Below are 25,498 nucleotides of genomic sequence, written 5' to 3'. Positions count from 1 at the left end.
GGCGCTGGGCCATCGATCCCCCGCCGAGTTTGCCGCAACAATCGCACTGGAAACCGTGGCCGCCTGAGGCCACAAATCAACCGGCGGACTCTCTCCTCAACTGGAGGAGAAATGGGGCTCACGTCACTCGGTTTGTGGGGACGGCGCGCCCTGCTGCGCGGCGCCTCAGCGGGCCTCGCGGGTCCGGTGGGCCGGTGTCGCCCAGCGTTCCAGCCGTCCGATCAGCCAGTCGAGACCGCCGGCGAGAACGAGGACGATGAGCACCCCGAAATAGACCTGCGGTGTCTGGAACATGGTGCGGTATTGGGTGATGAGGAATCCGATGCCGCCGGTGGACGCGAGCATTTCCGCCACCACCACCCCGATGATCACCAGCGCGCCGCCGAGCCGCAGGCCCGCGACCAGCGCCGGCAGGGTGGCGGGGATCATCACCTCGAGGATCTGCTGGCGCCTGTTCGCCCCCATGCTGCGCGCCGCCAGCAGGAGGCGCTCATCCACGAGCTGCACGCCCGCCGCTGTCGCAAGTGCCATGGGAAACAGGCCATACATGCCGCCGAACCAGATCTTGGACTGGGGGCCGATGCCGATCCAGGCGATGAGGATCGGATAGATCACCACGAAGGGAATGGCATAGGCCGAGGAGAGGAGCGGAAGCAGCGTGAGCCGAAGCCCCCGCACACTGCCGAGAATGAGCCCGATGCTGCCCCCGCCGACATAGGCGATGACGAGGCCCACCGCGATCTCGCCCAGCGTCGTCAGCAGGGCCGGTGCGAAGATGCCGAACGAGGTGAAGCCGACCTCGAGGGTGGCCGAGAAGGGCGCGAGAATGACCGGCGGCACCAGCCCCGCCCGGGGCAGGATTTCCCACGCGGCGATCAGGCCGGCGAGGAGCAGGACCTGGAGCTGCCGGACGCTGATGAACGGCCGTGCGGCCCCGGATGCGTCGGAGGTCATGTCAGTCCTTCCGGATGAGGCGCCAGATGTGATCCCGCAGCCGCCCGAACTTTTCCGTCGCCATCATCTCGTAGGTGCGCGGACGCGGCAGGTCGATCTCGATGCGTTCGAGGATCCGTCCGGGCCTATGGCTCATCACCACGACCTCGTCGCACAGATAGACCGCCTCGGTCAGGCTGTGGGTGACGAAGATCACGGTCTTGCGGCGCTTCTCCCAGATGTTCAGCAGCTCGTTGCCCATGGTCATCCGGGTCTGCTCGTCCAGGGCGGCGAAGGGCTCGTCCATGAGCAGGATATGCGGGTCCTGGCAGAAGCCGCGGGCGATGGAAACGCGATGGCGCATGCCGCCCGAAAGCTGGTTGGGCAGGCGATCCTTGAACTCCGACAGGCCGACGAGATCGAGGAAGGCGTCGGCGCGTGTGCGCCGCTCAGCCTTGCCGATGCCGCGCACCTTCAGGGGAAACTCCACGTTCTCGCGCGCCGTCTTCCATGGCAGGAGGCTCGCTTCCTGAAACACCACGCCGACCCGCTCGGGATCGGGCCTGGACAGCTCGGTCCCCTCGACCACGATGCGCCCTTCGCTCGGCTGCATCAGGCCCGCAAGCATCAGCAGCAACGAAGATTTTCCGCAGCCGCTCGGTCCCACGAGGCCAACAAACCGGCCCCGCTCGACGGTGAAGTTCACATCGTCCAGTGCCTTCACGGCCCCGGCGCCGTAGATGTGGGAGATATGCTCCACGGCCACATCCACCGGCGCGGGTCCCGCCTGGCCGACACCGGCGGCGCCGCGTTCGTCGTCCGCCGCATCGAGCTTGCCGGCCGTCAGCCTCGCCATTTTCCGACCTTTCTCTCGTAGGCGCGCAGGGCCTCGTTGACGGTGATGCTGAGCAGGGAAACCAGAAGGACGCCCGCATAGAGGTCCGGCATCTGGAAGGTCTGTCCCCAGGTCGCGATCCGCGCACCCATGCCGGCGCGCGCCACCGCCATCTCGGCGAAGACCACGCCGGTGATGGAGAAGATGACGCCAAGCCGCATGCCTTCGACGATGAAGGGAAGCATGGAGGGCCAGTAGATCTCGGCATAGATCCGAGCCCGAGAGGCACCGTAGGCGCGGGCGAGCTTCACAAGCTCCGGCTCGACGCTAGCCACGGCCGCGACGGTGCTGATGACGAGGACGAAGATGGCCTGGAAGACGCCGAATGCCACCTTCTGCCCGAAGCCGATGCCGAACAGCAGGATGAAGGCCGGCAGGAATACCGATTTCGGCACGCTCGCCAGGAAATAGAAGAAGGGTTTGAAAACCCGTCCAATATAGTCGTTTTCGGCGAGCAGCAGGCCGCAGCCCACCCCGAGCGGGGCGACGATGGCGAAGGCGAGTGCGACCTCGCTCGCGGTGATGGCGAGATCCTTCACCACGCTGCCCTCGGAGAGCAGCACGATGAGCTGCTTCAGGACCTCGGAGAACGGCGGCAACAGCGTCGGATCGGCAAGGCCGGCCCGCGGCGCGAATTCCCACGGGGCCGCGACGATCGCCACGGCCCCGAACTGCACGGCGCGAATGCGCCAGCTGTGGGGTGATGCGGTCATGGCCGGTCAGGGCGAGAGCGGCGTGACCGGCACGAACTCGGTGGTGTAGAGCGAGGCTGCCGGTGGCAGCTCCTTCATCCCGGCGAGCGTCGCAAGATTGAGGGATTCCTGAACCCACTCCTCCTTGAACGCGCCGTCGGCGGAGAGCCCCTTGACCGTATTGTCGAACTCTTCGCCGGCGACAGCTTCGCCGAACTTCGTGGCCTCATCGATGAACTTGACCGTCCATGCCCGGTTTTCCTGCATGTAGCGGACTGCACCGTAGAAGGCGGCGAGGAATTTCTTGACGGCTTCGGGCTTTTTCGCGATCGCCTCGTCGGAGGCGACCCACACGTCGGGGACATTGGGCTTCATGGCCGTGCCCAGGTCGACGACCACGCGTCCCAGCCCCGAGCTGGCGATGCGGTAGGACACCGGCGGGAAGGCAACCACGGCATCCACATTCTTTGCGGTGAGGTTCGGAATGAGGCCCGAGCCGCCGACGGGAACGCGCGTGAAGGTGCCGCCCGACTGGCTCTCCACCCACAGGGCAAAGAAATCGGTGGCGGCGCCGGGCGAGCTGGTGCCGACCTTCTTGCCCACGAGATCCTTGATCGTCTTGATGGAGGAATCCTCGCGCGACATGACCCACCATCCGCGTGGCGTGATGGTGCCCGCGCTGATGATCCTCGCCTTCACGCCCCGTGCCCTGGCCAGCGCCAGCCCCGGGGGAATGAAGTTGACGATGTCGGCTTCACCGGCCGCGAGCGCCTCCATGGAGGCGCTGCCACCCTGGTAGCCGGAGAATTCGACGTCCACGCCCGCCTTCTTGAACAGGCCGAGCTTCTCCGCCGCCATGATCGGCAGGACCGGGCCGTAGTTCGGTGTGCCGCCGACACGCAGCTTCGGGTTCTGCGCGCATGCGGGGGATGCGAAGGCCAGCAGCGCAATGCCGGCGGCACTCAGGAATACGCGCCTCGTGGCCGAGATCATTTTCGTCCTCCCAGATGTGGTTGGGCCTCTTGTTGATCGAGGCCTCTGCACGCGTCGTCGCAAATGGGCCGGCGGGTTCCCTGCCTCAGGGAAGGGCGCTGTAGCGGCTCTCCAGTTCGTCCCAATGATCCTTGGCGACGGCCTTCTGGCGTTCATCGAACGTGGCGAGCCGGTGGCTGACGCTGGCGAGCGATCCCTCCCGCTTCAGCGCCTCCAGAACCTCGTAGGAGGCCTTCAGCGCCGCCTGCAAAGCGGCGTTGGCGTAGAGCACCAGCGAGAAGCCCATCTGCCCGAGCTGCTCGCGGCCCGGATCGGGCGTGCGGCCGCCAAAGACGATGTTGGCGATCTGCGGCACGGGAAGTTCGCGCGGGATGCGCGCCAGCTCCTCCACCGTCACGGGCGCTTCGACGAAGGTCATGTCGGCGCCCGCTTCGATGAAGGCATGGGCGCGCTCCATCGCGCGGTCGAAGCCTTCCACCGCGGCGGCGTCGGTGCGGGCGATGATCTGGATATCGCCGTCGACCCTCGCATCGACCGCCGCCTTGATCTTCTGGATCATTTCGCCGGTCGGGATCACTTCCTTGCCCGAGAAGTGCCCGCACTTCTTGGGAAAGACCTGATCTTCGATCTGGATACCTGCCGCCCCAGCGCGCTCCAGCATGCGGATGGTCCGCACCATGTTGACCGCGTTGCCGAAGCCGGTGTCGGCATCCACGATGATCGGCAGGGAGACGGCGTCCGCGATGGCGGCCGTTGCCTCCGCGACCTCCGTCAGGGTCGTCAGGCCGATGTCCGGCGCGCCCAGCGCCATGTTGGCGATGCCCGCACCGCTGACATAGATGGCGTCGAAGCCGAGGTTCTCGATCACCCGTGCGAACATGGCATTCGCCGTGCCGGGCACGGTGATGGCCGCCCTGCGGGCAACCAGGTTTTTTAGAACGAGCGCGGATCGCATCCGTTTCCTCTCGCCGCGGCAGGGGCATTGGCCTTCAGCTAGACCCGGATACTGACGACTGTCAACAGTTTTGGGTTTGGACCGACTGCGCGCGCTTCTTCAATGTCTGCCGGGATGATATGGTGTTTTCAGCAAAAATTATCGGCAGTCCTGTCAGCAGGGGTGCCCTTCAACGCGTGAGGTGCAACCATGGCCACCCGGCCGATTCCGCTTCATTCCGACCCTCAGTCGGGGCCCGGTGCCATTGAGCCCATCGCCTTGACCTCGCTGGCGGAAGAGGCCTTCGTGAAGCTGGTGCAGGTCATCACGTCAGGTCGATACCTGCCGGGCCAGCGCCTGTCCGAATCGGAGCTCGCCCGCCAGCTCGGCATCAGCCGGGGTCCCCTTCGCGAGGCGCTGGGCCGCCTTGAGGGGCGCCTCGTGATGCGCACGCCCCGCATCGGCATTCGTGTCATCGACTTCCGTCCGGAAGAAGTGTCGCAGCTTTTCATCGTCCGCGAGGCCTTGGAGGGGATGGCGGCAAGGCTTGCTGCGGAACATATGACCACATCCGAGCTTGCGGCACTGGGCGATCTTCTGGAGGAGCATGGCCGGCAGCAGGATATTTCGCCCGGGCAGGCCTATCATCAGGGTGTCGGCGACGATGACTTCCATTTCGCCATCATCAAGGGTGCCCGTTGTGAGCAGTTGGAGCGCCTTCTTCTGGATGGTCTCTACTATCAGCTCCGCCTGCACCGGCTGAGGGCGAGCGCTCAGCCCGGCCGGGCCAAGGAGGCATTCGGCGAGCATCGGGAAATTCTGGCCGCGCTCCTCAGCCGGAGCCCGGATGCCGCCGAAGGCTGCATGCGGCGGCACATTCGCAATGCGCGCTTGAATGCCCTCTCCTCGATCCAGGCCTCTGCCGCCTCGCCCCGCGAGACGCGGCGACAGCAGCGTTCCTATTAAGGGGCGCCCTGCGGCGCGGGGGCGTTGGCATGCTTCGTACCTTGCAGACAATCAGCCATGGAGAAACGCTCAAAAACAGCATGATCCAGTCCCGCCTGTCGGCAATTTCGGAAAACTGTTGACAGTTTGAGGGCGGCATGGGACTGACTTGGCCATCCGCACATGGATGCGGCGACAGCAATAATGGTAGCGGCAGCGTTTGCGTGGCTGCGCCGGATCCGTCCCAAGGGATGGTCGGCGTCCGCGAGTCTCCCATTGAGGGCTCCAGCCACCAAATGTCAGAACAACACGCCGCGCCTACAGGGAGGTGTCGATGGTCTCGCGGCGAACAGTCTTGTTTGGCGGTGCGCTGGCACTGACTGGTGCTGGCCTGGGGCGGGCGCACGCACAGATGCAGCAGCCCATAAAGGTCGGCGTGCTCGAAGACATGTCGGGGGTTTTTTCCGACCTCGGTGGTAATGGCACGACGATCGCGGCCCGGATGGCGGTCGAGGATTTCGGTGGCAAGGTGCTTGGACGCCCTATCGAGATCGTCAGCGGCGACCACCAGAACAAGCCGGACCTCGCCCTTTCCATCGCACGCAAATGGTACGACATCGAAGGGGTCGGCCTCATCACCGGCCTGACCAATAGCGCGGTCGCGCTCGGTGTGCAGAAGCTTGCCGCCGACAAGAACAAGATCAACATCGTCCAGAATGCCTCGACGGACGTGTTGATCGAGCAGGACTGCTCCCCCAACGCCATCGTCTGGAACTGGACGGCGCGCACCATCGTCCGGCTTACGGTCGAGATGGCAATGAAGACCAGCGGCAAGACCTGGTACTTCATTGTCTCCGACTATGCGGGCGGCCGCATCATGGAGGACGAGGCCTCCCCTCTGATCAAGGCTGCGGGCGGCGCCGTGCTGGGAACCTCACGCCCGCCGGTGGGCGAGGCCGATTTCGCGTCCCATCTGCTCACCGCCCAGGCTTCCAAGGCGGAGGTTCTCGGGGTGGTGACTTTCGGGCAGGACTTCGTGAACCTTCTGCGCCAGTGCGTCGACTTCGGAATTGTGAAGACGATGCGTCCGGTCGCCCCGTTCGCCTTCCACTCCGACCTGAAGGCGGTGGGGCCGCAGGGTATCCAGGGCATGCCGGTCGCCGCGCCCTTCTACTGGGACCTCAATCCGGAGACCCGCGCCTTTTCCGATCGCTTCCGCAAGCTGACGGGCCGCCCGCCGGATGTCGGGCATGCCGGCACCTACAATGCGTTGATCCACTATTTCAAAGGCCTGCAGGCCGCCAATACGGATCAGACCGCGGACGTGCTCGCCGCCATGCGAAAGATGCCCATCAACGACATGTCCACGAAGGATGGCTTCATCCGCGGGGACGGCATGGTGGTGCGCCAGATCTACCGGTTCGTCGGCAAGACCCCGGCTGAATCGAAAGACCCCTGGGATCTCCTGAAGTTCGTGGACACCGTTTCGAAAGAGGCGGCGTTTCCCGCGCAGAAGGATCCGAAGTGCCGTCTCCTCAAGGTGTGATGGCGGCGCGCAGGTCGTGAGGTTCGATGTCGTCCGGGCGTAAGGATGCGCGGGCGGCGGGCAGGGGTGTGGATCGGGGAGTAGGGCTTTGGCCGCGCAGCGTTCCATTCCAGCAGTTTTCATGCGTGGCGGCACGAGCAAGGCGCTCATGTTCCACGCGCGCGATCTGCCTCCTGATCGGGCGACGTGGGACGAAGTGTTCGCGGCGGCCATGGGGAGCCCGGATCCCTACGGGCGGCAATTGGACGGAATGGGGGGAGGTCTCTCCTCCCTTTCCAAGGTCTGCGTGGTCGGGCCCTCCCAGCGGCCGGACGCGGATGTCGACTACACCTTCGCGCAGGTCGCGATCGGCGCGTCGCGCGTCGACTACAGCGGCAATTGCGGGAACATGACTTCGGCCGTCGGGCCATTCGCAATGGACGAGATGATGCTCGCCCCGCCGGAAGACGACGAGGCGCGGGTCCGCATCTTCAACACCAACACCAGCAAGCTCATCCATGCCACCTTTCCCGTCGAGGACGGGTGTGCGCGGTTCGACGGCGATCTGGCCATTCCCGGCGTCGGGGGGACCGGTGCTCCCATCCGGCTGGATTTCATCGATCCGGGCGGGGCTTCGACCGGCAGGCTGCTCCCCACCGGAGCCGTGCGCGACGTGCTGGATGTGCCGGGCCTGGGACGCATCGAGGTCTCCATGGTGGATGCGGCCAATGCGGCCGTCTTCGTGCGGGCTGAAGACGTGGGCCTCACGGGCCACGAGGCACCCCAGGAGCTGGACGCACGCGCCGACATTCTTGCCCGGCTCGATGCCATCCGCTGTACGGCATCGGTCGCAATGGGCATCGCGCCAGATCCCGAAGCCGCGCGGCGGATCCCCGTCATCCCCTTCATCTGTTTCGTCGCATCCGCGAAGGCCGGCGCCGAAGGCGACCTCGTCATCCGAGCCATCTCCAACGGCCAGCCGCACCGTGCGCTGCCACTCACCATTTCGCTCTGCGCGGCGGCCGCGGCGCAGATGGATGGGTCGGTCGTCGCCGAATGCCGCCGGCCGGAACGCTCCGCGGGACCCATGCGGCTGGCGATGCCCGCCGGTGTGCTGACGGTCGATGCCGACGTGGTGCCGACACCGGACGGCTGGCAGGTGCGCAGCGGCAGTTTCTACCGGACCGCGCGGCGATTGTTCGACGGCCGGGTCTGGGTGCCCGGGCACATCGGCATGGCAGCCGGCGGAGGCCGGGTTTGAATCGCGCTCACGCTGGAGCGAAGGCCCGCGAGCTGAGATCTGACAAGGGGTATCGATGAACGAGAAGAGCCCTCATCCCAAGAGCAGCGTCCCCAATCCTTTCCGGGTGGCAATCCTCGACGACTACCAGGGCGTGGCGGCGCGGTTCTGGCCCCACGGCGCCATTGCCGGCGTGGAGACGGTTGCGTTCTCGGATCACGTGGCGACGTCCGAGGATCTGGTCCGGCGCCTGCGTGGCTTCCATGCGGTCATGCGCATCCGCGAGCGGACGGCGTTTCCGGCGGAGGTCATCAACGCCTTGCCCGACCTGAAGGTGATCCTGGCCACCGGCATGCGCAATGCCCGCTCCATCGACCTTGCCGCCGCCGACGCGCGGGGCATCTTCGTGTGCGCGACGGATGCCCTGCACCAGACCACCGTGGAGGTGACCTGGGCGCTGATCTTCTCGCTGACGCGCCACATGCCCCAGGAAACCGCCTCGCTGCGCGCGGGCGGCTGGCAGATCGGTCTCGGCCGCAACCTCGCGGGGCTCACCCTTGGCATCGTCGGCCTGGGCAACATGGGCATTCCCGTCTCCCGCATCGGCCAGATCCTGGGAATGAAGGTCGTTGCCTGGAGCCCCAACCTGACCCCCGAGCGCACCGCGCCCCACGGGGTGGAATGCGTGTCCAAGTCCGATCTGTTCCGCATGTCCGACGTGATCACGATCCACATGCCGTTGACGGATGCGACGCTCGGTCTCGTCGGTGACGCGGAGCTTGCGGCGATGAAGAGGGATGCCGTCATCATCAACACGGCACGTCCCCAGATCGTCAACGAGGAGGCGCTTGTCCGCGCCCTCCTGGAGCGCCGGATCGGCGGCGCCGGGCTCGATGTGTTCGAGATCGAGCCGCTGCCGAAGGATCACCCGTTCAGAACGCTCACGAACGTGGTCGCCACGCCGCACATCGGGTTCGTCACGGAGGCGAACTACGAGATCTTCTACGGGCAGACGATTGAGAACCTGCGCGCCTGGCTCGCCGGCGCGCCCATCAACCAGATCACCGCCGCCCACCCCTTCCTGCCCGACTCGCAGGTCGCACGACAGATGTTCGCAGCGGGTCACGTCTGACCGGCCTCGAAACGCATCCAGGACATCGCCGGAGTTTCGCATGACGCACTACAAGCTCTTCATCAACGGCCAATGGGTCGAAGAACCGGGGCAGGAACGCTTTCCCGCCATCAACCCCTACACGCGCGAGGAATGGGCTTCGCTGGCGCAGGCCAGCGACCAGCAGGTGGCGGACGCCATCGCGGCAGCCCGCACGGCGTTCGAGACCCACTGGTCCAAGACCTCCGGCGCCGAGCGCGCGCGGCTGATGAACAAGCTCGCCGACCTCTTGGCCGCAGACGCGCCGCGCATGGGCCGGCTGGAGAGCACGGACAACGGCAAGGTCATCCGCGAGACGCAGAGCCAGATGCTGTTCGCGGCGCGGCAGTATCGCTTCTTCGCGGGCTATGCGGACAAGCTCTGGGGCAAGACCATCCCGCTCGATCAGCGCGACACGCTGGACTACACGGTGCGCGATCCCATCGGCGTGTGCGTGCTGATCACCGCCTGGAACTCCCCCATGGGGCTCCTGTCCAACAAGCTCGCCCCCGCTCTGGCCGCCGGCAATTGCGTGGTGATCAAGCCCTCCGAGCACGCGTCGGCGACCACGCTGGAGTTCGCGAAACTGGTGGAGGCCGCAGGCTTTCCGCCCGGCGTCGTCAATGTCGTGACCGGGGACGCGCGGGTCGGCAAGGCGCTGCTGGCCTCGGGCCGGATCGACCGCGTGAGCTTCACGGGCAGCCCCGGCGTGGGGCGCGAGATCGCGGCCGTGGCGGGCCGGGCCCTGGTGCCGGCCACCCTGGAGCTGGGCGGCAAGTCGCCCAACATCATTTTTGATGATGCCGACCTCAAGAAGGCGATCATCGGCGCGCTGGCCGGCATCTTCGCCGCCACCGGCCAGACCTGCATCGCCGGATCGCGCCTGCTGGTCCAGCGCGGCGTCTACAATCAGGTGGTGGAGACGCTGGTCGAGCGCGCAAGCCGCATCCGGCTCGGCGATCCCTGCGATCCCGCGACCGAGATGGGCACCGCGGCCAACGAACCCCAGTTCGCCCGCATCCTCGGCATGATCGACGCCGCCAAGCGCGACGGCGCGACCCTCGCCGCCGGCGGTGGCGCCGCCGAAGGCCCGGGGCTCGGAAAGGGCTTCTTCGTGCAGCCCACCATCTTCAAGGATGTCCGGAACGACATGACCATCGCCCAGGAGGAGGTGTTCGGCCCCGTCCTGTCGATCCTGCCGTTCGATACCGAGGAAGAGGCGATCGAGATCGGCAACAACACCCGCTACGGCCTCGCCGCCGGCGTGTGGACGGAGAGCCTGCAACGGGCCATGCGCGTTTCCCGGTCCATCCGGGCCGGCACGGTCTGGGTCAATACGTATCGCGCGGTCGCGGTCCAGGCGCCCTTCGGCGGCTTCAAGGAGAGCGGCTTCGGGCGCGAGCGCGGCGAAGTGGCGCTCGATGAATTCACCAGCATTCGCAACGTGATGATCGATTTTTCCAACGAGGAGCGCGATCCGTTCGCGGTCAAGCTATGATCGAGCACGCTTACGACGTCGTTGTTGTCGGCTGCGGCATTGCGGGCTTGTCCGCCGCGGTCTCCGCCGCGGAGACCGGTCGCCGCGTGGCCGTCCTTGAGCGCTCCTGCATCGAGGAGCGGGGCGGCAATACGCGCTGGACCGAAGCCTTCATGCGCATGAAGAACGAAAACGAGGTCTCCGACGACTTCGAAGAGCACTTCATGCAGAATGCGGGGTGGAACCTCGATCCGTCGCTGATCGCCGAGACCGGCCGTCCCTATGCGGATTGGTCCCCCATCGTGAAGGCGCTCTCCTTCACCGATCCGGAAGTGATCTCGACGCTCGCGCGGGAGGCCGGCCCGACGCTCTCCTGGCTTCGGAGCGCCGGGATCAAATTCTCCGACATGGCGACGTATCTCATCACCTCCTCCACCACCCGCATCTGCCCGGTGGGCGGGGGCCTCGCTTTGGTTGAGGCGCTTGCCGCCACCGCCGAGAAGCTCGGCGTCGACTTCCACTACGAGACCAGCGCGCGCGGCCTCGTGCGGGCCGAGGATGGGTCGGTCACCGGGATCATGGCGCAGACGGGGGACGGCATGCGCCGCTTCCTCGGCAAGGTGGTGCTCGCCTGCGGCGGGTTCGAAGGCAATTCGGAGATGCAGGCGCGCTACTATGGGGCGCAGGCGCGCTATATCCGTCCCGTTGCCCGGGGCGGATACTACAATCGCGGCGAGGGCATCAAGATGGCCCTCGAAGCCGGAGCGGCGCCTTGCGGCGACTACACCGAGTACCACGCCGAGCCCATCGACCCGCGATCGGGCCAGTCCGAGCCCATCGTCTTCGTGTTTCCCTATGGCATCCTGGTTGATCGCGACGGCCAGCGCTTCGTCGATGAGGCGTCGGGCACTGTGGATACGATCTATGAAAACATCGCACGCCTGATCGGGCGGCTGCCGGGCGGGACTGCCTATGTGATCTGCGACGCGCGGCTGGACGATGTGCCGAACTGGCAGCGCACCGTGCGGAGCGACAAGAAGCCGTTCACGGCGGACACGCTGGAAGGCCTCGCGCGCCAGCTCGACATCCCGCCGCAGAAACTTGCCGCGACGGTGGCGGCGTTCAACGCGGCGACGCGGCCGGGCACGTTCAAGCCGCTCGAGTGCGACGGGCTCGCGACCGAGGGCATTTCGCCGCCAAAGTCGAACTGGGCGCTGCCCCTCTCTCAGGGGCCGTTCCGGGCGTGGCCGATCAGCTCGGCCAATTGCTTCACCTTCGGCGGGCTGCGCTGCAACGCCAACGCCCAGGTGGTCGACCACGACGGCCAGCCCATCGCCAATCTCTACGCGGCCGGAGAGACCATGGGAATCTATTACGGCCGGTATACTGGGGCGACCTCGGTGCTGCGGGGGGCCGTCTTCGGCCGGATCGCCGGTCGTCACGCCGTCGGCGTGAACTGATCGACCAGCCGGAGACAGGCGCATGCGGCTCGATCAAATGGTCTCCGTTCTGCGGAGCAAGAATGCCGGGCCGCTGGTCCTGACCTTCGACCTCGTCTTTCCCGACGAGGACCGATTCAACCACGTGGCCGCCGCGGCTGAAACGCTGCGCGCGGAGGTCGCGCGGCGCTATGGCGAAGCGCTGGAGCGGGTCGCCGTCCACATCTACCGTCCGGCGCTGGCCATCAAGATATCGATCCCCCGAAAGGTGATGTCGGGGGATCCCGGCGACCGTGACGTCTACGGCGCCCAACAGCACGCGCCGCTGCTTGGAATCGACCTATGAACGGCATCGGCACCCTTCTCGACGACATCGCGTCCGGCCGTCGGCGCAGCATCCGCATCCTCGGGGCGTCGGGCCAGCTCGGCTATGGCATTCCCGCAGCGGCATTCGAGGCCGGCCTTGCGCGCCGGCCGGACATGATCGGGTGCGACATGGGGTCGATCGACATTGGCCCCGCCTATCTCGGCAGCGGGAAGATGGCCACATCCCGGACCAGTACGAAGCAGGATCTGCGCCGGGTTCTTGGCGGCGCCCGGCAGCTCGGCGTCCCGCTGGTGATCGGCTCTGCCGGATCGGCGGGCGCCGCGCCGCATCTGGAAGGCACGCTGGAGCTGGTGCGCGAGATCGCGGCGGAAGACGGCCTGTCTTTCACGCTTGCATACATGCCCGCCGACATTTCCCGCTCCGCCGTCAAGGCGGCGTTGCGCGAAGGCCGTATCAGGCCGGTGGATACCATGCCCGACCTCACAGAGGCGGATGTGGACGCCGCCGCTCACATCGTCGGGCAAATGGGTGTGGAGGCCTTTCAGCGCGCCCTGCAGTCCGGCGCCGACGTGATCATCGCCGGCCGCGCATGCGATACCGGAATTTTCTCCGCCTTGCCGATCATGGCCGGCCTTCCGGTGGGGCTGGCGATCCACATGGCGAAAATCGTCGAATGTGCGTCCATTTGCTGCCGACCCGGCGGTCGCGATGCGATCCTGGCAACGATAGATCGCGACGGGTTCGAGCTTGAAAGCATGAACCCCGAGCGCGCCGCCACCCCGGCCTCTGTGGCCGGCCACAGCCTCTATGAACAGGCAGACCCTTTCACCATCCGCGAACCGGCCGGGGCGGTCGATCTCTCCAACGCCCGCTTCGAGGCGCTGGACGCGCGGCGCACCCGCGTCTCCGGCGCGGACTTTCGCCCCGCTTCGCGCCAGACCATCAAGCTGGAGGGGGCCGTGGCGGTCGGGTCGCGGGCCGTGCTGCTGTGCGCAGCGGCGGATCCCAACTTCATCCTCCACATCGCGGGGGTCGTGGACCGGATCAAGGAAGTGGTGCGTGACCTCGTGTGCGAGAACGCGCCGGAGGACTACCAGCTCGCGTTCCGCCTGTACGGCATCGACGGCGTCCGTCCGCTCGACGTCGATGGCGCGCCCCCTTCGCCCCATGAAGTCTTCATACTCGGCGAGTGTCTCGCGCCAAACCCGGACCGCGCCATGCAAGTGATGCGGACGACAAAGCAATATCTGCTGCATCTGGGGTTCGAGGGGCGCATGTCGACCGCCGGCAATCTGGCCTTTCCCTTTACGCCCCCGGAGGTCGACCTTGGGCCAGCCTACAGATTCAACATTTATCACATCATGGAAGTCGACGATATCGCGGCGCACTTCCCGTTATTTCTTGAGGAAATAAAGATATAGGGTAGATGGGGGTAGGCATGATCTCCCATCTCGATGCCCATATGGCGCCGACCCATCCTGTGCGCGACGGGGCCATCTCGGCCGACGATCAAACGGGGGGAAAGCGCGCCTGACGTGTCCGTGGCCGCGCGAGCCGTGGCCGCGATCCAGCTTGCCCTTGACGCCACATGGTCCGTTGCGATGACACGGTCCCGCAACCGCCCTATGGTCATCTGCGAATCATGTGGGCGGCGATAGGGGCGGCGATGTCGAGCGTCCGGGTACTGTTACTTTATCCGCGGTTTGCGCAGGACAGCTTCTGGCGCAATCTGGAGCTGGCGCGGCTCAAGGGCGCGCGCTGCATGGCGCCGCCTCTGGGCCTCATCACCGTCGCCGCGCTTCTGCCGGCGCACTGGGAGGCGCGCCTGTGCGACCTGAACGCCCGTGCGCTGGACCCGGCTGATCTCGAATGGGCGGACGTGGTGTTCGTCAGCGGCATGCTGCCCCAGCGCCAGGAGGCGCTGACCGCCGTCGCTGCCATGCAGGCGGCGGGCAAGGTGGTGGTGGTGGGCGGACCGGACGTGTCCTCGAGCCCCGAAGCCTATGCGGCCGCCGACTTCCGTGTCCTCGGCGAGGCGGAGGCGACGCTCTCCGCTTTCGTCGAAGCCTGGGAGAGCGGTGCCCGCTCCGGCCTCATCACCACGCCCGAAGAGCGGCCGGCCGTGACCCAAACGCCGGTGCCGCGCTTCGATCTGCTCCACCTGCCGGACTATCTGTTCGTGGGCGTGCAGTTCTCGCGCGGTTGCCCCTTCACCTGCGAGTTCTGCGACATCATCGAGCTGTACGGCCGGGTGCCGCGCACCAAGACAGCGGCGCAGATGCTGGCGGAGCTGGATGCGCTGTACGCGCTCGGCTATCGCGGCCATGTGGATTTCGTCGATGACAATCTCATCGGCAACAAGAAGGCGGTGAAGGCCTTCCTGCCGCACCTGATCGAATGGCAGCGGGCGCACGGCCACCCGTTCCACTTCTCCACCGAGGCCTCGCTCAACCTCGCGGACGATAGCGCGCTGCTGGATCAGATGGCTGAGGCCGGGTTTTATCTGGTGTTCGTGGGCATCGAGAGCCCCGATCCCGAGGTCCTGCGCTCCACGCAGAAGAAGCAGAACACCAAGCGCGACATCGCCGCCAGCGTCCACCGGATCTATGCCGCCGGCATCGTGGTGATCGCGGGCTTCATCGTCGGCTTCGACAATGAGTCCCCCGACGCGGCGGACGCCATGGCGGAACTGATCGAGGAGGCGGCCATCCCGGTGGTTTCGCTGGGCCTGCTCTACGCGCTTCCCGATACCCAGCTCTCCCGCCGGCTTGAGCGGGAAGGGCGGATGTTCCCGATCAAGGAAGAGGACTTCCGCCACGGGGATCAGACCGGCGCCGGCCTCAATTTCGCGACGCTGGAGCCGCGCATCGACGTGCTGCGGCGCTACCGCGAGGTCTATGCCCGGGTCTATGCCCCGCGCGCCTTCTTCGGCCGCATCCGCCGGCTTTCTGAACTCGTCGGGCGGCAGGAAGGGGCGGTTGCCGCGACCAAGCCGCCCGCCGCGGCCGAGCTGCCGGCCCCGCCGGCGCCCATCGACGTCAGGCAGATGGTCGCCGATCTCGGACGGCTGTTCGGCGTGCTCGCCACCGTCACCTGGCGCCATCCGCGGGCGGCGGTGCACATCTGGCCGGTGGCGTTGCGCGGGCTCAAGCGGCTGGACAGGCTGGAGCAATTGCTCTCGCTGGCGCTGTTCTACATGCATCTCGGCCCCTTCTCCCGGAAGGTGGTGCGCGACGTCTCGCGGCAGATCGCCGACATCGAGGCGGGTCGCTGGGCCGATCCCCGGGTGAAGGCGGATGGGCGGCCGCAAGAGGGGGCATCCCCCATGCGCGCGGCGGAGTGAGGTCCGGCGGAGTGAGGCGCGGCCGGTTGAGGCGCCCCTTGGAGCTTTGCTGTTGACGTCGCGCGCGCCTTGGGTTCAATCCGCCCCGGCGTCCGTCCGGCGGGCGCCGTTTCTTCCGGATTGGTCCTTCCCCATGCGCTGCCTTCGTTTCCTTGCGGTCCCGCTGCTCGCCGTTCTGGGCGGTTTCCTAGTTGCCGGCGGGCCGAATGCCGCCAATGCCGCGGGCTGCACGGCGCGGCCCTCGCCAGCGCTGTCCATGCCTGCCGGCGTCAAGGCGCTCAGGGAGGGCCAGCCCCTGCGCATCCTCGCCATCGGCTCCTCCACCACGGCAGGCGTGGGCGCATCGAGCGGCGACACCAACTATCCGAGCCAGCTCGCCCACCGCCTGACGGCGGCACTGGGCGAAGGGCGGGTCGCCATGGTGAATGCCGGCGTCTCGGGAGAGACCGGGCCGTCCACGCTGGCGCGCCTCAAGTCGCTCGTGCAGACCCAGCCGGCGCCTCAACTGGTGCTGTGGCAGGTGGGGACGAACGACGTGATCTTCGGCGGCGATCCGACCCGGCTGCGCGCCACGGTTGCCGATGGCCTCGCCGCCATCGCGGCGTCGGGCGCGGCGGTGGTCGTCATCGACCAGCAGTATTTCCCCGGCATCAACGATCTCGCCCGCTATGAGGCGTTCGTCGCGGCGGTGAATGCGGCGGCCTCGGCGCGCGGCGTGCCGCTGCTGCGCCGCTACGCCATGATGAAGCAGTGGGCCGCGGAAGACCCGAAGGGTTTCCGCGGCACCCTGTCGTGGGACAGCTTTCACATGAATGACGCCGGCTACGCCTGCCTCGCCGAGGCCCTGGCGCCCGCCATCATCGCGGCGGCGAAGCAGGGCGGTGGCGGCGGCACGGCTTCGGCCAAGCCGGCGCGCTGAACCGGCGCGCTGAGCCTCAGGCCGCCGCCGCGCCGGTCCGCGTGAGCCAGTCGCGCATGGCCGTCATGTCGGTGGGCGTGAGGCCATGGCCGCCCGGCAGCGTGCGGTGCTCCACGCGGGCGCCCCGCTGCTCCAGCTGGGCAGCCAGCCGGGCCGCGTTGTTCGCGGGCACGATGGGGTCGGCGGCGCCCGAGAGCATCAGCACCGGCGTTCCCGGAAGGGTGCCCGCCGGCGGGTTCGCCAGTGGCACCATGGCCCGCAGCAGGGCCGCGCCGGAGAGCACGTCCGGACGCAGCATCAGCACGGCCGCGGCGATGTTGGCGCCGTTGGAGAAGCCCACCGCTACCGGGGCGGCAAGGCCATAGGCGGCGCGCGCCTCGCCGATGAAATCGGCCAGCTCGTGGGCGCGCCGCACCACGTCCTCCTCATCGAACACGCCTTCCGCCAGCCGGCGGAAGAAGCGCGGCATTCCGCCTTCGCTGATCTTGCCGCGGGGCGACAGCAACGCCGCGCCGGGCGAGAGCATCCGGCCGAGGGGGATGAGATCGTTCTCGTCGCCGCCGGTGCCGTGGAGCAGCAGCAGCGGCGCCGCCGCGGGATCGGTGGCGGGCACGAAGCGGTGGGTGAAGGAGAGGGCGCTCCGCGCGGGGGCGGCAAGCGCATCAGGAACGGTGGTCATTGGGGCAGTTCCTTTCCGGCCCGGCCGCTGGTGCGGCCGGGCGATGATGGGGTGTCGGGCCTGTCCTCTCAGGCGACCTGCGGCAGAACCCGCTCGATCTCGGCGCGGTGCGCCTCGTACTGGGCCGGCAGCTTCAGCGCCTCGCCGAGATGCTCGGGCGCCTCGTCCACGGCGAAGCCGGGATCGTCGGTGGCGATCTCGAACAGCACGCCGCCGGGCTCGCGGAAGTAGACGGAGCGGAAGTAGTTCCGGTCCCTCTGCTCGGTGACGTGGCGGCCGTGGCGGGCCGTCAGCTTCTCCACCATCTCGGCCTGCGCCGCGTCGTCAGTGGCGCGGAAGGCGATGTGGTGGACGCTGCCGCGTCCCTGACGACCGGAGAGGAAGCCGCCGGCCTCGCGGATGTCCACGATGCCGCCCACGGCCACGCCCGGCGCCCGGTAGCGGATGCGGGTGCTTTCGCGCCCGACCTCCTCGAAGCCGAACACGTCGGTGAGGATGTCCGCGGTGGCGCCGGCCTCCTTCAGCAGGAGGGTCACGGAATGCATGCCGCGGATGGCGTGCGCCTCCGGCACTTCGCCGCCGGCCCAGGCGGGCTCGGCCTCGATGCCGGGGATGCCGACGAGGGCGATGCGCATCCCGTCCGGGTCCTTGAACGCGATCACCGTCTCACCAAAACGCTTCTCCGGCAGGTCCGGCGAAAGGCCGGCGGTGATGAGGCGCTCGGTCCAGTAGCTCACCGCCGCCTCCGGGATGCGGAACGCGGTCTCCTGCGTCTCGCCCACGCCCGCCCGGCCGGTGCCGGCGGCTTCCCAGGGGAAGAAGGTGAGGATGGAGCCGGGCGAGCCGGCGGCGTCGCCGAAATAGAAGTGATAGGTGCCGGGATCGTCGAAATTGACGGTCTTCTTTACCAGCCGCAGCCCGAGGGTGCGGGTGTAGAAGTCCAGATTGCGACGGGCCGGGCCGGCGATGGCAGTGACGTGGTGAAGTCCGATGCTGCGCATGGGTCTGCTCCTTGATCCTCTGGGCGGCACCGAGGCCGCCGTTGAGATCAATCTATGCAAGAATCGATGGAATGAAAGTGGACGTTCATTGCATCCGTGCAATCTAAAAATGCGAGGGGTTCGGGCGGTCCCAGGCGCGCTGTCGTGCGAATTGCGAGGACAGGATTGCGTGGCGGTATGATCGTGGCGCGTCCCACAGGCGCCTGTGGCAAAAATGCTTTTACGTCACGGAAATGCGCATGAATCCTTGGCTTGTCCGGCGCTCGGAATCCCCTTCCGGCACCCGCAATGGTAAGGATCGCTGCATGGGCAAGGGGCGGGGCCTTGCCAGCACAAGCCGGATGGTCAGGCATGCTGGTGAAGCGGTACAATACTCGGGTTGCGGACCCGAGCAGGGGTAGCTTGGGGGCGAGGGCGTCCGTGCGCGGCATCGTGCTGGCTGTGGCGCTGAGCGTGTTGGCGGGACCCGCGTTGGCAGCGCAGCAGACCGTGCTGGCGGACTCCGACCCTGAATTCAATACCCTGTTCGACCAGTCCATGAAGCGTCCGGCGGACGTGGAGCTGGCCTTCCGCCTTGCCCGGCGCGCGGTTGAGGTGGGCGACTACGAGGCCGCCATCGGCGTCTACGAGCGCATCCTCTTCTACAATCCCAAGCTGGTGCGCGTGCGCCTCGAGCTGGCGCGGCTCTATTACCGGCTCGGCTCCTATGAATCCGCGCGCGCCTATTTCGAGCCCATCGCCCAGTCGCCGGAACTGACCGGGCAGGAGCGGGACAACATCGCCGCCTATCTGGTGGAGATCGACCGCCGCCTCTCCACCAACCAGTGGAGCGTCTACGGGCAGGTGGGCGTGCGCTACCAGTCCAACGCCAATTACGGCCCCTCCAGCCGCCTCGTGATCGGGCAGGACGTGGGCGCTCTGCTGCCGCCGAGCGCGGCCGCGCAGGCGGACGGCAACGCCTTCGCGCTCGCCTCCATCCGCCACGTCTATGACTTCGGCAACCAGCGCGGCGATGTCTGGGAAACCAACCTCAATCTCTATTATTCGCAGCAGTTCCAGCTGCAGCAGCTGAACCTGGGCTTCGCCGAATTCAACACCGGCCCGCGTTTCGCGCTGGCGCCGGACGCTCTGCCGGGCTCGTCCATCCGCGCCTATGTGCTTGCGGGCGGCGTGGCGCTGGGCAGCAGCGGCTATCTCGGCACCTACGGCGCGGGCGTCTCGCTCTATCTGCCGTTCAGCGCCTGGTTCGGGCTGGAGCCCTTCGCGGAGATCCGCCAGCGCGACTACCAGTCGTCGCAGGATTATCCCACCGCGTCGTTCCAGAGCGGCGAGATGTGGACGGTGGGCGGCAACGCCTTCGGCCGCATCACCGACGACTGGCGCTGGCGCGCGCGGCTCTCCTACAACGACGCCTCGGGCGACCTGCCCTGGTACTCCTACAACACTTTTGCGGTGGACCTCGCGCTGCCGTTCGAGTTCCAGGGCCTATGGGGCGTGAAGCGCTGGATCGTCATCCCGAGTGTCGGCTACACGCGCTACAATTATGACGCGCCCAACCCGTTCATCACCCGGTTCATCACTGAACAGGACAACCAGTACCGGGTCGGCCTCGCGCTGGACGTTCCGGTCCACGAGCAGTGGGGGCTGCTGACGCAGGTCCAGTACAGCTGGTCCACCTCGACCTTGCCGAACTATGCGTTCGACAATTTCAGCGTTTCCATCGGCCCGAACGTGCGGTTCTGAGGAGCAACGCATCATGCCCATCAGCACCCCCGCCCGTCTCCTGGCTTCGGTCGCCTCCCTCGCCATCGTGGCCGCCACCGGCCCGGCCCTTGCGCAGAACAGCGTCGGCACGGCCGCCGCGGTCAATCCCCGCTCCACCGGCAATGCCGGGTCAGGCGTGCGGACGCTGGAGCTCGGCTCCAGCATCATCCACCGCGAGCGCATCGAGACCAGCTCCGCCGGTAGCGTGCAGGTCCTGTTCGTGGACAAGACCACGCTGAACATCGGCCCCAATTCGAACCTCGTCATCGACGAGTTCGTCTATGATCCCAACGCCAAGGCCGGCTCCATGGCGCTCACCCTCACCAAGGGCGCGGCGCGCTTCGTCGGTGGCAATGCCAGCCACACCGGCGGGGCCGAGGTGAAGACGCCGGTGGCGACCATCGGCATCCGTGGCGGCGTCGCGGCCATCATCCACCGCGACGGCGAGACCCAGGCCATTCTCCAGTTCGGTACCCTCACCGTGGTGGGGCCGGGTGGGGAGACGATCGTCATCCGCCGGCCCGGCTTCATGGTCACGGTCGGGCGCGGCGGCATGAGCGGTCCGGTGCGGGTGTCGCAGGCCCAGATCGATGCGGTCATCGCCCAGACCCGCAGCCAGACCGGCCAGACCGGCGGGCGCCGCGGCCCGGTCGCGGATACGACCGGCCTCGACCGCGGGTCCAGCCATCCGTGCGGCGTGCCGGTGCAGGGGCAGACCACCATGGACCTCGCGGCGGCGACCTGCCGGTCCGTGAATACCGCGCTTCAGGGCGAGGCGGACACCATCGCCCAGCAGGCCTCCCAGCAGAACCAGGGCAACGTCGTCATTCCCGTCACCCCGCCGCCTTATAGCTACGGTGGCGGTGGCGGCGGCTTTCCCGGCGGCTATGGCGGCGGTGGCGGCTTCCCGAGCTTCCCCAACCTGCCGACCTTCCCGAATATCCCGAGCTTTCCGGGCTTCCCCGGTGGCGGCGGGGGAGGGGGCGGCGGTGGACCTATCGGCGGTGGTGGCGGCGGGCCGATCGGCTACTGAGCTAGCCTAGAGCAGCGCGCGGCAGCGCGCCGTCAGTGCGTCCAGCGGATCGCGGGCGGCGAGTTCCGCCCGGTGCATCCGGCCGGCCGCCGCGGCGATCATGGCCATGTCCCTGTCTTCCAGCGCGGCCAGAACCGGCTCCGGCGCAACCCGTGCATCGGGATGGAACAGCGGGAAATTGCGGCTGAGCCCGGCGGCGGCAAGCGCCTCGCCGTTCAGCCAGTGTTCCACATGCACCGAGAAGGTGACTTGCGGCACGCCCGCCGCCAGCGCATCCGCCGCCACCCCGGCGCTGCCCTGATGGATCAGCAGGCGGGTCCGGGTCATGGCCTCCGCCATGGACACAGGCCGCCCATGCACGATGGCCCCGGCCGCCCAGAGCGGCGCGAGCCAGGAGGGGTCGACGCCCGGCACGAAGATCTCCAGCCGTGGGGCCAGCGCCATCAGCACGGCGGCTATGTCCGGTCGCGAGGCCACGTCGGTGTGGACATAGGCGAAGACGGTGCGGGCATCGGGGGACGCCTCGCGCATGGCCTCGGTCATCACCGGGCCTTCCGCCTGTCGGCTGCGCAGGTCGGCATAGGGATCGAGCAGCTGGAAGCTGCGCACGAAGGCGTCATCGCCGGTGAAGAGCGCGCCGATGCGGTCGATGGGGGCAAGGCCCGTATCCGCCAGCGCGGTGTTGACCGCCGCGACCACTTCGCCATCCGGATGCTGGGACGGCATGAAATCGTGGAACACGGGCATGGCTTCGAGGTCCGCCGGCGGCAGGCAATAGGCCGTGCTCACCTGCATCACCGGGCAGCGCCCGCGCGCGGCGAGGCCGGCGAGGGGGGCATAGTCGCAGACCATCAGGTCCGGCCGCTCCACATCCATCAGGTCGCGCCACGCGTGCAGCACCGGGCGCACGCTGTCGGGATCGCGCAGGCCGACACGGGCGAGGCTGTCGGTCAGCGTCGCCGAGGCCGGGATCTGGTCGCCAGCGCGCGGGGCAGGGGCGGGCCACGGCGGCGCCTGCATCAGGCGGATGCCAGCCTCGGCCAGCGGCCCGGCATTCTGCAGGTGGCGCACCGCGGCCGCCACCTCCGCACCCGCTTCGGTGAGCCGCCGGCCGAGCCGCGCGAGCTGGATGGTGTGGCCGAACCCCGCGCCCTGTTCCCAGGTGAGCAGCACCCGCCGTGCCATGGCCCCTCCGCTTGTCGGCATTCGTCATCAATGGAGTGGCCCAGGCGGCGGGATCTGTCCAGCAGGGTGGGAAGAGCGCAGTTTGCTCATGGCCTAAGCAATCTGCCGATCTTGAGGGCAGAGGCTGCCTGCCTCATCGTGCGGCAGTGGCCGATCCGCGACGGTCCGGGCGCCCGTGGCCTGCCGCTACGGCGTGCGGGGCCGCTGGCATGGCGGTTGCAGTCCACGGCAGCGAAACCGAGGAGCTTTTTCATGGGCCTGATGCGTTCCGTGTTCGCCGCCGTTCTCGCCACCCTGGCAGCGGCGCCCGCGCTGGCTGAGACCGACGTGAAATTCGCGCTCGACTGGAAGTTCGAGGGGCCGTCCGCCCCCTATTTCGTGGCGCTGGACAAGGGCTACTACAAGGCCGAGGGGCTCAACGTGACCATCGACAGCGGCCCCGGCTCGGTGGCCGGCATCGCGCGTGTGGCGGCGGGCACCTATCCCATCGGCTTCTTCGACATCAACTCGTTGATGAAGTTCCGGGACCAGAACCCGGACAAGAAGGTCACCGCCGTCCAGATGGTCTATGACGAGCCGCCCTTCGCCATCGTCAGCCTGAAGAAGACCGGCATCACCAAGCCGAAGGACCTCGAGGGCAAGATCCTCGGCGCCCCCGCGCCGGACGGCGCCTTCGCCCAGTGGAAGGCCTTCGTGAAGGAGAACGGCATCGACGCCGAGAAGGTGAAGATCGAGAACATCGGCTTCCCCGTGCGCGAGCCCATGCTGGCCGACGGCAAGGTGGACGCCATCACCGGCTTCTCCTTCTCCTCCTTCTTCAACCTGCGCCAGAAGGGCGTGCCGGCGGACGACATCGCGGTGATGCTCATGTCCAAGCACGGCCTCGTGCTCTACGGCAACGCCATCATGGTGAACCCCGACTTCGGCAAGGCCCATCCCGAGGTGGTGAAGGGCTTCGTGAAGGCCACCATCAAGGGCATCATCGACACGGCGAAGGATCCCAAGAGCGCCATCAAGTCCGTGATGAAGCGCAACGAGACGGCCGACGAGGCCATCGAGCTGGCCCGCCTCGAAATGGCGCTGAAGGACAACATCGTCACCGACTGGGTGAAGGCCAACGGTACGGGCGACGTGGACCCCGCGCGTCTGGCGAAGTCCATCGACCAGGTGGGCATCACCTACGAATTCAAGGCCAAGCCCACGGCGGCGGACATCTTCACCAGCGAGTACCTGCCGCCGGCGAGTGAGCGGAAGATGTGACGCGATTTCGTACCCCGGACGCATGCAGCGATAGCGGAATGCGAGCCGGGGTCCAGCGCAAGGGATCGCCGAAGGCGACCTGACCTGAGGCCGCCGGGGCGATCGCCGGCTTCGCCGGCTTTTCCCCTGGACCCCGGATCGGCGCTCCACCTGCGGTGTCGCTTGTCCGGGGAGTGGCCGCGCCGAACCGAAAGGCCTCCCCGTGATCGTCCTCGACAATGTGACCCTGACCTATCCCGGCCGCACCGGCCCGGTGACGGCGCTGGCCGGCACCACGCTGAATGTGCGCAAGGGCGAGTTCGCGGCGGTGGTGGGGCCTTCGGGCTGCGGCAAGTCCACGCTGATGAAGCTCGTGACCGGCCTCATCCGCCCCACCTCCGGCACCGTCTCCATCGATGGCGCGGAGGTGAAGGGGCCGGTGAAGGTGGCGGGCATGGCCTTCCAGCACGCCAACCTCCTGCCGTGGCGCACCGTGCTGCAGAACGTGATGCTGCCGCTGGAGATCGTCGAGCCCTATCGCCGCCGCTTCTCCCGCGACAAGGCCGCGTTTCAGGACAAGGCCATGGCGCTGCTCAATGTGGTGGGCCTCGGCGCCTTTGCCGACCGCTTTCCCTGGGAGATGTCCGGCGGCATGCAGCAGCGCGCCTCGCTCTGCCGCTCGCTCATCCACCAGCCGGCGCTGCTGATGCTGGACGAGCCCTTCGCCGCGCTGGACGCCTTCACCCGCGAGGAATTGTGGTGCGTGCTGCGCGACCTCTGGCAGGAATTCGGCTTCACCGTCATCCTCGTCACCCATGATCTGCGTGAGGCGGCCTTCCTCGCCGACACCATCCACGTCATGAGCGCGCGCCCCGGCCGTATCGTGGAGACGCGGCAGGTGCCGTTCCTCCGGCCGCGCGACCTCGATGTCTGCTACCGGGCCGAGTTCACCGGATTGGTCCACGAGCTGCGCAACAAGATCGCCGAAGTGCGGCAGGCGGCGTGAGATGATGAAAAAGCTCTCCGTTGAGAACCTCGCCCCCGTCTATTTCACCGTCGCATTGTTCGTGATCTGGGAGGCGGCCTGCCGGCTGTTCAAGATCGATACCTTCATCCTGCCCGCGCCCACCGAGATTTTCGCTGCCATGGTGAAATACTGGTGGCCGCTGCTGAAGAACTCCTTCGTCACCCTGTGGACCACCATGGCGGGCTTTGCCATCGCGGTGGTGTTCGGCATCGCGCTGGGGGTGGTGGTGGGCTGGTCGCGCACGATTTATCGCGGGCTCTATCCGGTGATGATCGGGTTCAATTCCGTGCCCAAGGTGGCGGTGGTGCCCATCCTCATCATGTGGTTCGGCATCGGCGAGGTGCCGGCCATCCTCACCGCCTTCCTCATCTCCTTCTTCCCCATCGTGGTGAACGTGGCCACCGGCCTCGCCACCACAGAGCCGGAACTGGAGGACGTGCTGCGCGCGCTCGGCGCCTCCAAGCTCGACATCATGCGCAAGGTTGGCATTCCCCGCACCGGGCCCTATCTCTTCGGAGCGCTCAAGGTGGGCATCACGCTCGCCTTCGTCGGCGCGGTGGTGTCCGAGACCATCGGCGCCAATGCGGGGGTGGGCCATCTCATGGTGCAGGCGGGCTCCAACTTCCAGATGCCGCTGGTGTTCGCCGGGCTCATCTCCCTCGCCATCCAGGGCATCCTCATGTACGCGATCTTCGCCGTGTTCGAGCGGCGCATGGTGGCCTGGGCCTTCCGCTCGTCCCAGAGCGCGGGAGGCTGA

The 25,498-nt window shown here is 67.4% G+C and carries 23 protein-coding genes; 15 read left to right on the top strand and 8 right to left on the bottom strand.

Annotated features, from left to right (window positions below; all coding sequences use genetic code 11):
• Window positions 1-165: 165 nt before the first annotated feature.
• The 5 genes from EJ105_RS24940 to EJ105_RS24920 form a co-directional block, all read right to left on the bottom strand.
• On the bottom strand, window positions 166-954 hold the full coding sequence (locus tag EJ105_RS24940; RefSeq protein WP_250168453.1) for an ABC transporter permease: 789 nt from the start codon (window positions 952-954) through the stop codon (window positions 166-168).
• 1 nt (window position 955) lies between these two features.
• Complete coding sequence (locus EJ105_RS24935) at window positions 956-1,789, bottom strand: ABC transporter ATP-binding protein (RefSeq protein ID WP_250168452.1); 834 nt, start codon at window positions 1,787-1,789, stop codon at window positions 956-958.
• Entirely contained in the window at window positions 1,777-2,541 is a 765-nt protein-coding gene (locus EJ105_RS24930; RefSeq protein WP_250168451.1) for an ABC transporter permease, read from the bottom strand. Before EJ105_RS24930 ends, EJ105_RS24935 begins: the two co-directional genes overlap by 13 nt.
• A 6-nt stretch (window positions 2,542-2,547) precedes the next feature.
• Window positions 2,548-3,513 (bottom strand): ABC transporter substrate-binding protein, encoded by a 966-nt coding sequence (locus EJ105_RS24925; RefSeq protein ID WP_029558081.1) that lies wholly within the window; start codon window positions 3,511-3,513, stop codon window positions 2,548-2,550.
• Window positions 3,514-3,598: 85 nt separating this feature from the next.
• Window positions 3,599-4,468 (bottom strand): isocitrate lyase/PEP mutase family protein, encoded by an 870-nt coding sequence (locus EJ105_RS24920; protein WP_250168450.1) that lies wholly within the window; start codon window positions 4,466-4,468, stop codon window positions 3,599-3,601.
• A 189-nt stretch (window positions 4,469-4,657) separates the two neighbouring features.
• On the opposite strand from EJ105_RS24920, the gene EJ105_RS24915 reads away from it, so the two are divergent.
• From EJ105_RS24915 to EJ105_RS24870, 10 genes are all read left to right on the top strand, one after another.
• Window positions 4,658-5,413: a GntR family transcriptional regulator gene (locus EJ105_RS24915; protein ID WP_284145635.1), complete on the top strand. Its 756-nt coding sequence runs from the start codon at window positions 4,658-4,660 to the stop codon at window positions 5,411-5,413.
• A 313-nt stretch (window positions 5,414-5,726) separates the two neighbouring features.
• Window positions 5,727-6,938 (top strand): ABC transporter substrate-binding protein, encoded by a 1,212-nt coding sequence (locus tag EJ105_RS24910; protein WP_250168448.1) that lies wholly within the window; start codon window positions 5,727-5,729, stop codon window positions 6,936-6,938.
• 88 nt (window positions 6,939-7,026) lie between these two features.
• The gene (locus tag EJ105_RS24905; protein WP_250168447.1) at window positions 7,027-8,178 is read left to right on the top strand and encodes a 2-methylaconitate cis-trans isomerase PrpF family protein; all 1,152 of its coding nucleotides are present in this window, start codon (window positions 7,027-7,029) and stop codon (window positions 8,176-8,178) included.
• 55 nt (window positions 8,179-8,233) lie between these two features.
• Window positions 8,234-9,289, top strand: a complete 1,056-nt coding sequence (locus tag EJ105_RS24900) for a D-2-hydroxyacid dehydrogenase family protein (protein ID WP_250168446.1) — start codon at window positions 8,234-8,236, stop codon at window positions 9,287-9,289.
• A gap of 40 nt (window positions 9,290-9,329) precedes the next feature.
• A complete protein-coding gene (locus EJ105_RS24895; RefSeq protein WP_250168445.1) occupies window positions 9,330-10,805 on the top strand; it encodes an aldehyde dehydrogenase in 1,476 nt (491 codons plus the stop codon).
• Window positions 10,802-12,244, top strand: coding sequence for an FAD-dependent tricarballylate dehydrogenase TcuA (tcuA, locus tag EJ105_RS24890; RefSeq protein ID WP_250168444.1), 1,443 nt, complete (start codon window positions 10,802-10,804; stop codon window positions 12,242-12,244). Before EJ105_RS24895 ends, tcuA begins: the two co-directional genes overlap by 4 nt.
• A gap of 22 nt (window positions 12,245-12,266) precedes the next feature.
• The gene (locus tag EJ105_RS24885) at window positions 12,267-12,569 is read left to right on the top strand and encodes a DUF4387 domain-containing protein (RefSeq protein WP_029558089.1); all 303 of its coding nucleotides are present in this window, start codon (window positions 12,267-12,269) and stop codon (window positions 12,567-12,569) included.
• Window positions 12,566-13,972, top strand: a complete 1,407-nt coding sequence (locus tag EJ105_RS24880) for an acyclic terpene utilization AtuA family protein (protein WP_250168443.1) — start codon at window positions 12,566-12,568, stop codon at window positions 13,970-13,972. The genes EJ105_RS24885 and EJ105_RS24880 overlap by 4 nt, the downstream gene beginning before the upstream one ends.
• 245 nt (window positions 13,973-14,217) lie before the next feature.
• A complete protein-coding gene (locus EJ105_RS24875; RefSeq protein WP_250168442.1) occupies window positions 14,218-15,894 on the top strand; it encodes a B12-binding domain-containing radical SAM protein in 1,677 nt (558 codons plus the stop codon).
• A 133-nt stretch (window positions 15,895-16,027) separates the two neighbouring features.
• Complete coding sequence (locus EJ105_RS24870; RefSeq protein WP_250168441.1) at window positions 16,028-16,813, top strand: SGNH/GDSL hydrolase family protein; 786 nt, start codon at window positions 16,028-16,030, stop codon at window positions 16,811-16,813.
• Window positions 16,814-16,829: 16 nt separating this feature from the next.
• Here EJ105_RS24870 and EJ105_RS24865 read toward each other — a convergent pair whose 3' ends face one another.
• Entirely contained in the window at window positions 16,830-17,492 is a 663-nt protein-coding gene (locus tag EJ105_RS24865; protein ID WP_250168440.1) for an alpha/beta hydrolase, read from the bottom strand.
• 68 nt (window positions 17,493-17,560) lie between these two features.
• The gene (locus EJ105_RS24860) at window positions 17,561-18,493 is read right to left on the bottom strand and encodes a ring-cleaving dioxygenase (protein WP_250168439.1); all 933 of its coding nucleotides are present in this window, start codon (window positions 18,491-18,493) and stop codon (window positions 17,561-17,563) included.
• A gap of 420 nt (window positions 18,494-18,913) precedes the next feature.
• On the opposite strand from EJ105_RS24860, the gene EJ105_RS24855 reads away from it, so the two are divergent.
• The gene (locus EJ105_RS24855; RefSeq protein ID WP_250168438.1) at window positions 18,914-20,236 is read left to right on the top strand and encodes a tetratricopeptide repeat protein; all 1,323 of its coding nucleotides are present in this window, start codon (window positions 18,914-18,916) and stop codon (window positions 20,234-20,236) included.
• 13 nt (window positions 20,237-20,249) lie between these two features.
• Window positions 20,250-21,290 (top strand): FecR family protein, encoded by a 1,041-nt coding sequence (locus tag EJ105_RS24850; protein WP_250168437.1) that lies wholly within the window; start codon window positions 20,250-20,252, stop codon window positions 21,288-21,290.
• A 6-nt stretch (window positions 21,291-21,296) separates the two neighbouring features.
• On the opposite strand, the gene EJ105_RS24845 is transcribed toward EJ105_RS24850, so the two are convergent.
• A complete protein-coding gene (locus EJ105_RS24845) occupies window positions 21,297-22,475 on the bottom strand; it encodes a hypothetical protein (RefSeq protein WP_250168436.1) in 1,179 nt (392 codons plus the stop codon).
• 252 nt (window positions 22,476-22,727) lie between these two features.
• Between EJ105_RS24845 and EJ105_RS24840 the strand changes: the two genes are divergently transcribed.
• The 3 genes from EJ105_RS24840 to EJ105_RS24830 all read left to right on the top strand — a co-directional run bounded on the left by EJ105_RS24840 (window position 22,728) and on the right by EJ105_RS24830 (window position 25,498).
• Entirely contained in the window at window positions 22,728-23,735 is a 1,008-nt protein-coding gene (locus EJ105_RS24840; protein ID WP_250168435.1) for an ABC transporter substrate-binding protein, read from the top strand.
• Window positions 23,736-23,937: 202 nt separating this feature from the next.
• The gene (locus EJ105_RS24835) at window positions 23,938-24,720 is read left to right on the top strand and encodes an ABC transporter ATP-binding protein (protein WP_250168434.1); all 783 of its coding nucleotides are present in this window, start codon (window positions 23,938-23,940) and stop codon (window positions 24,718-24,720) included.
• A 1-nt stretch (window position 24,721) separates the two neighbouring features.
• Window positions 24,722-25,498, top strand: a complete 777-nt coding sequence (locus EJ105_RS24830) for an ABC transporter permease (protein ID WP_371745079.1) — start codon at window positions 24,722-24,724, stop codon at window positions 25,496-25,498.

The organism is Xanthobacter aminoxidans, from assembly GCF_023571765.1.
Classification (GTDB): Bacteria; Pseudomonadota; Alphaproteobacteria; order Rhizobiales; family Xanthobacteraceae; genus Xanthobacter; species Xanthobacter aminoxidans.
Note: the sequence above shows the minus strand (reverse complement) of the source record. Positions and strands in the feature narration are given on the sequence as shown.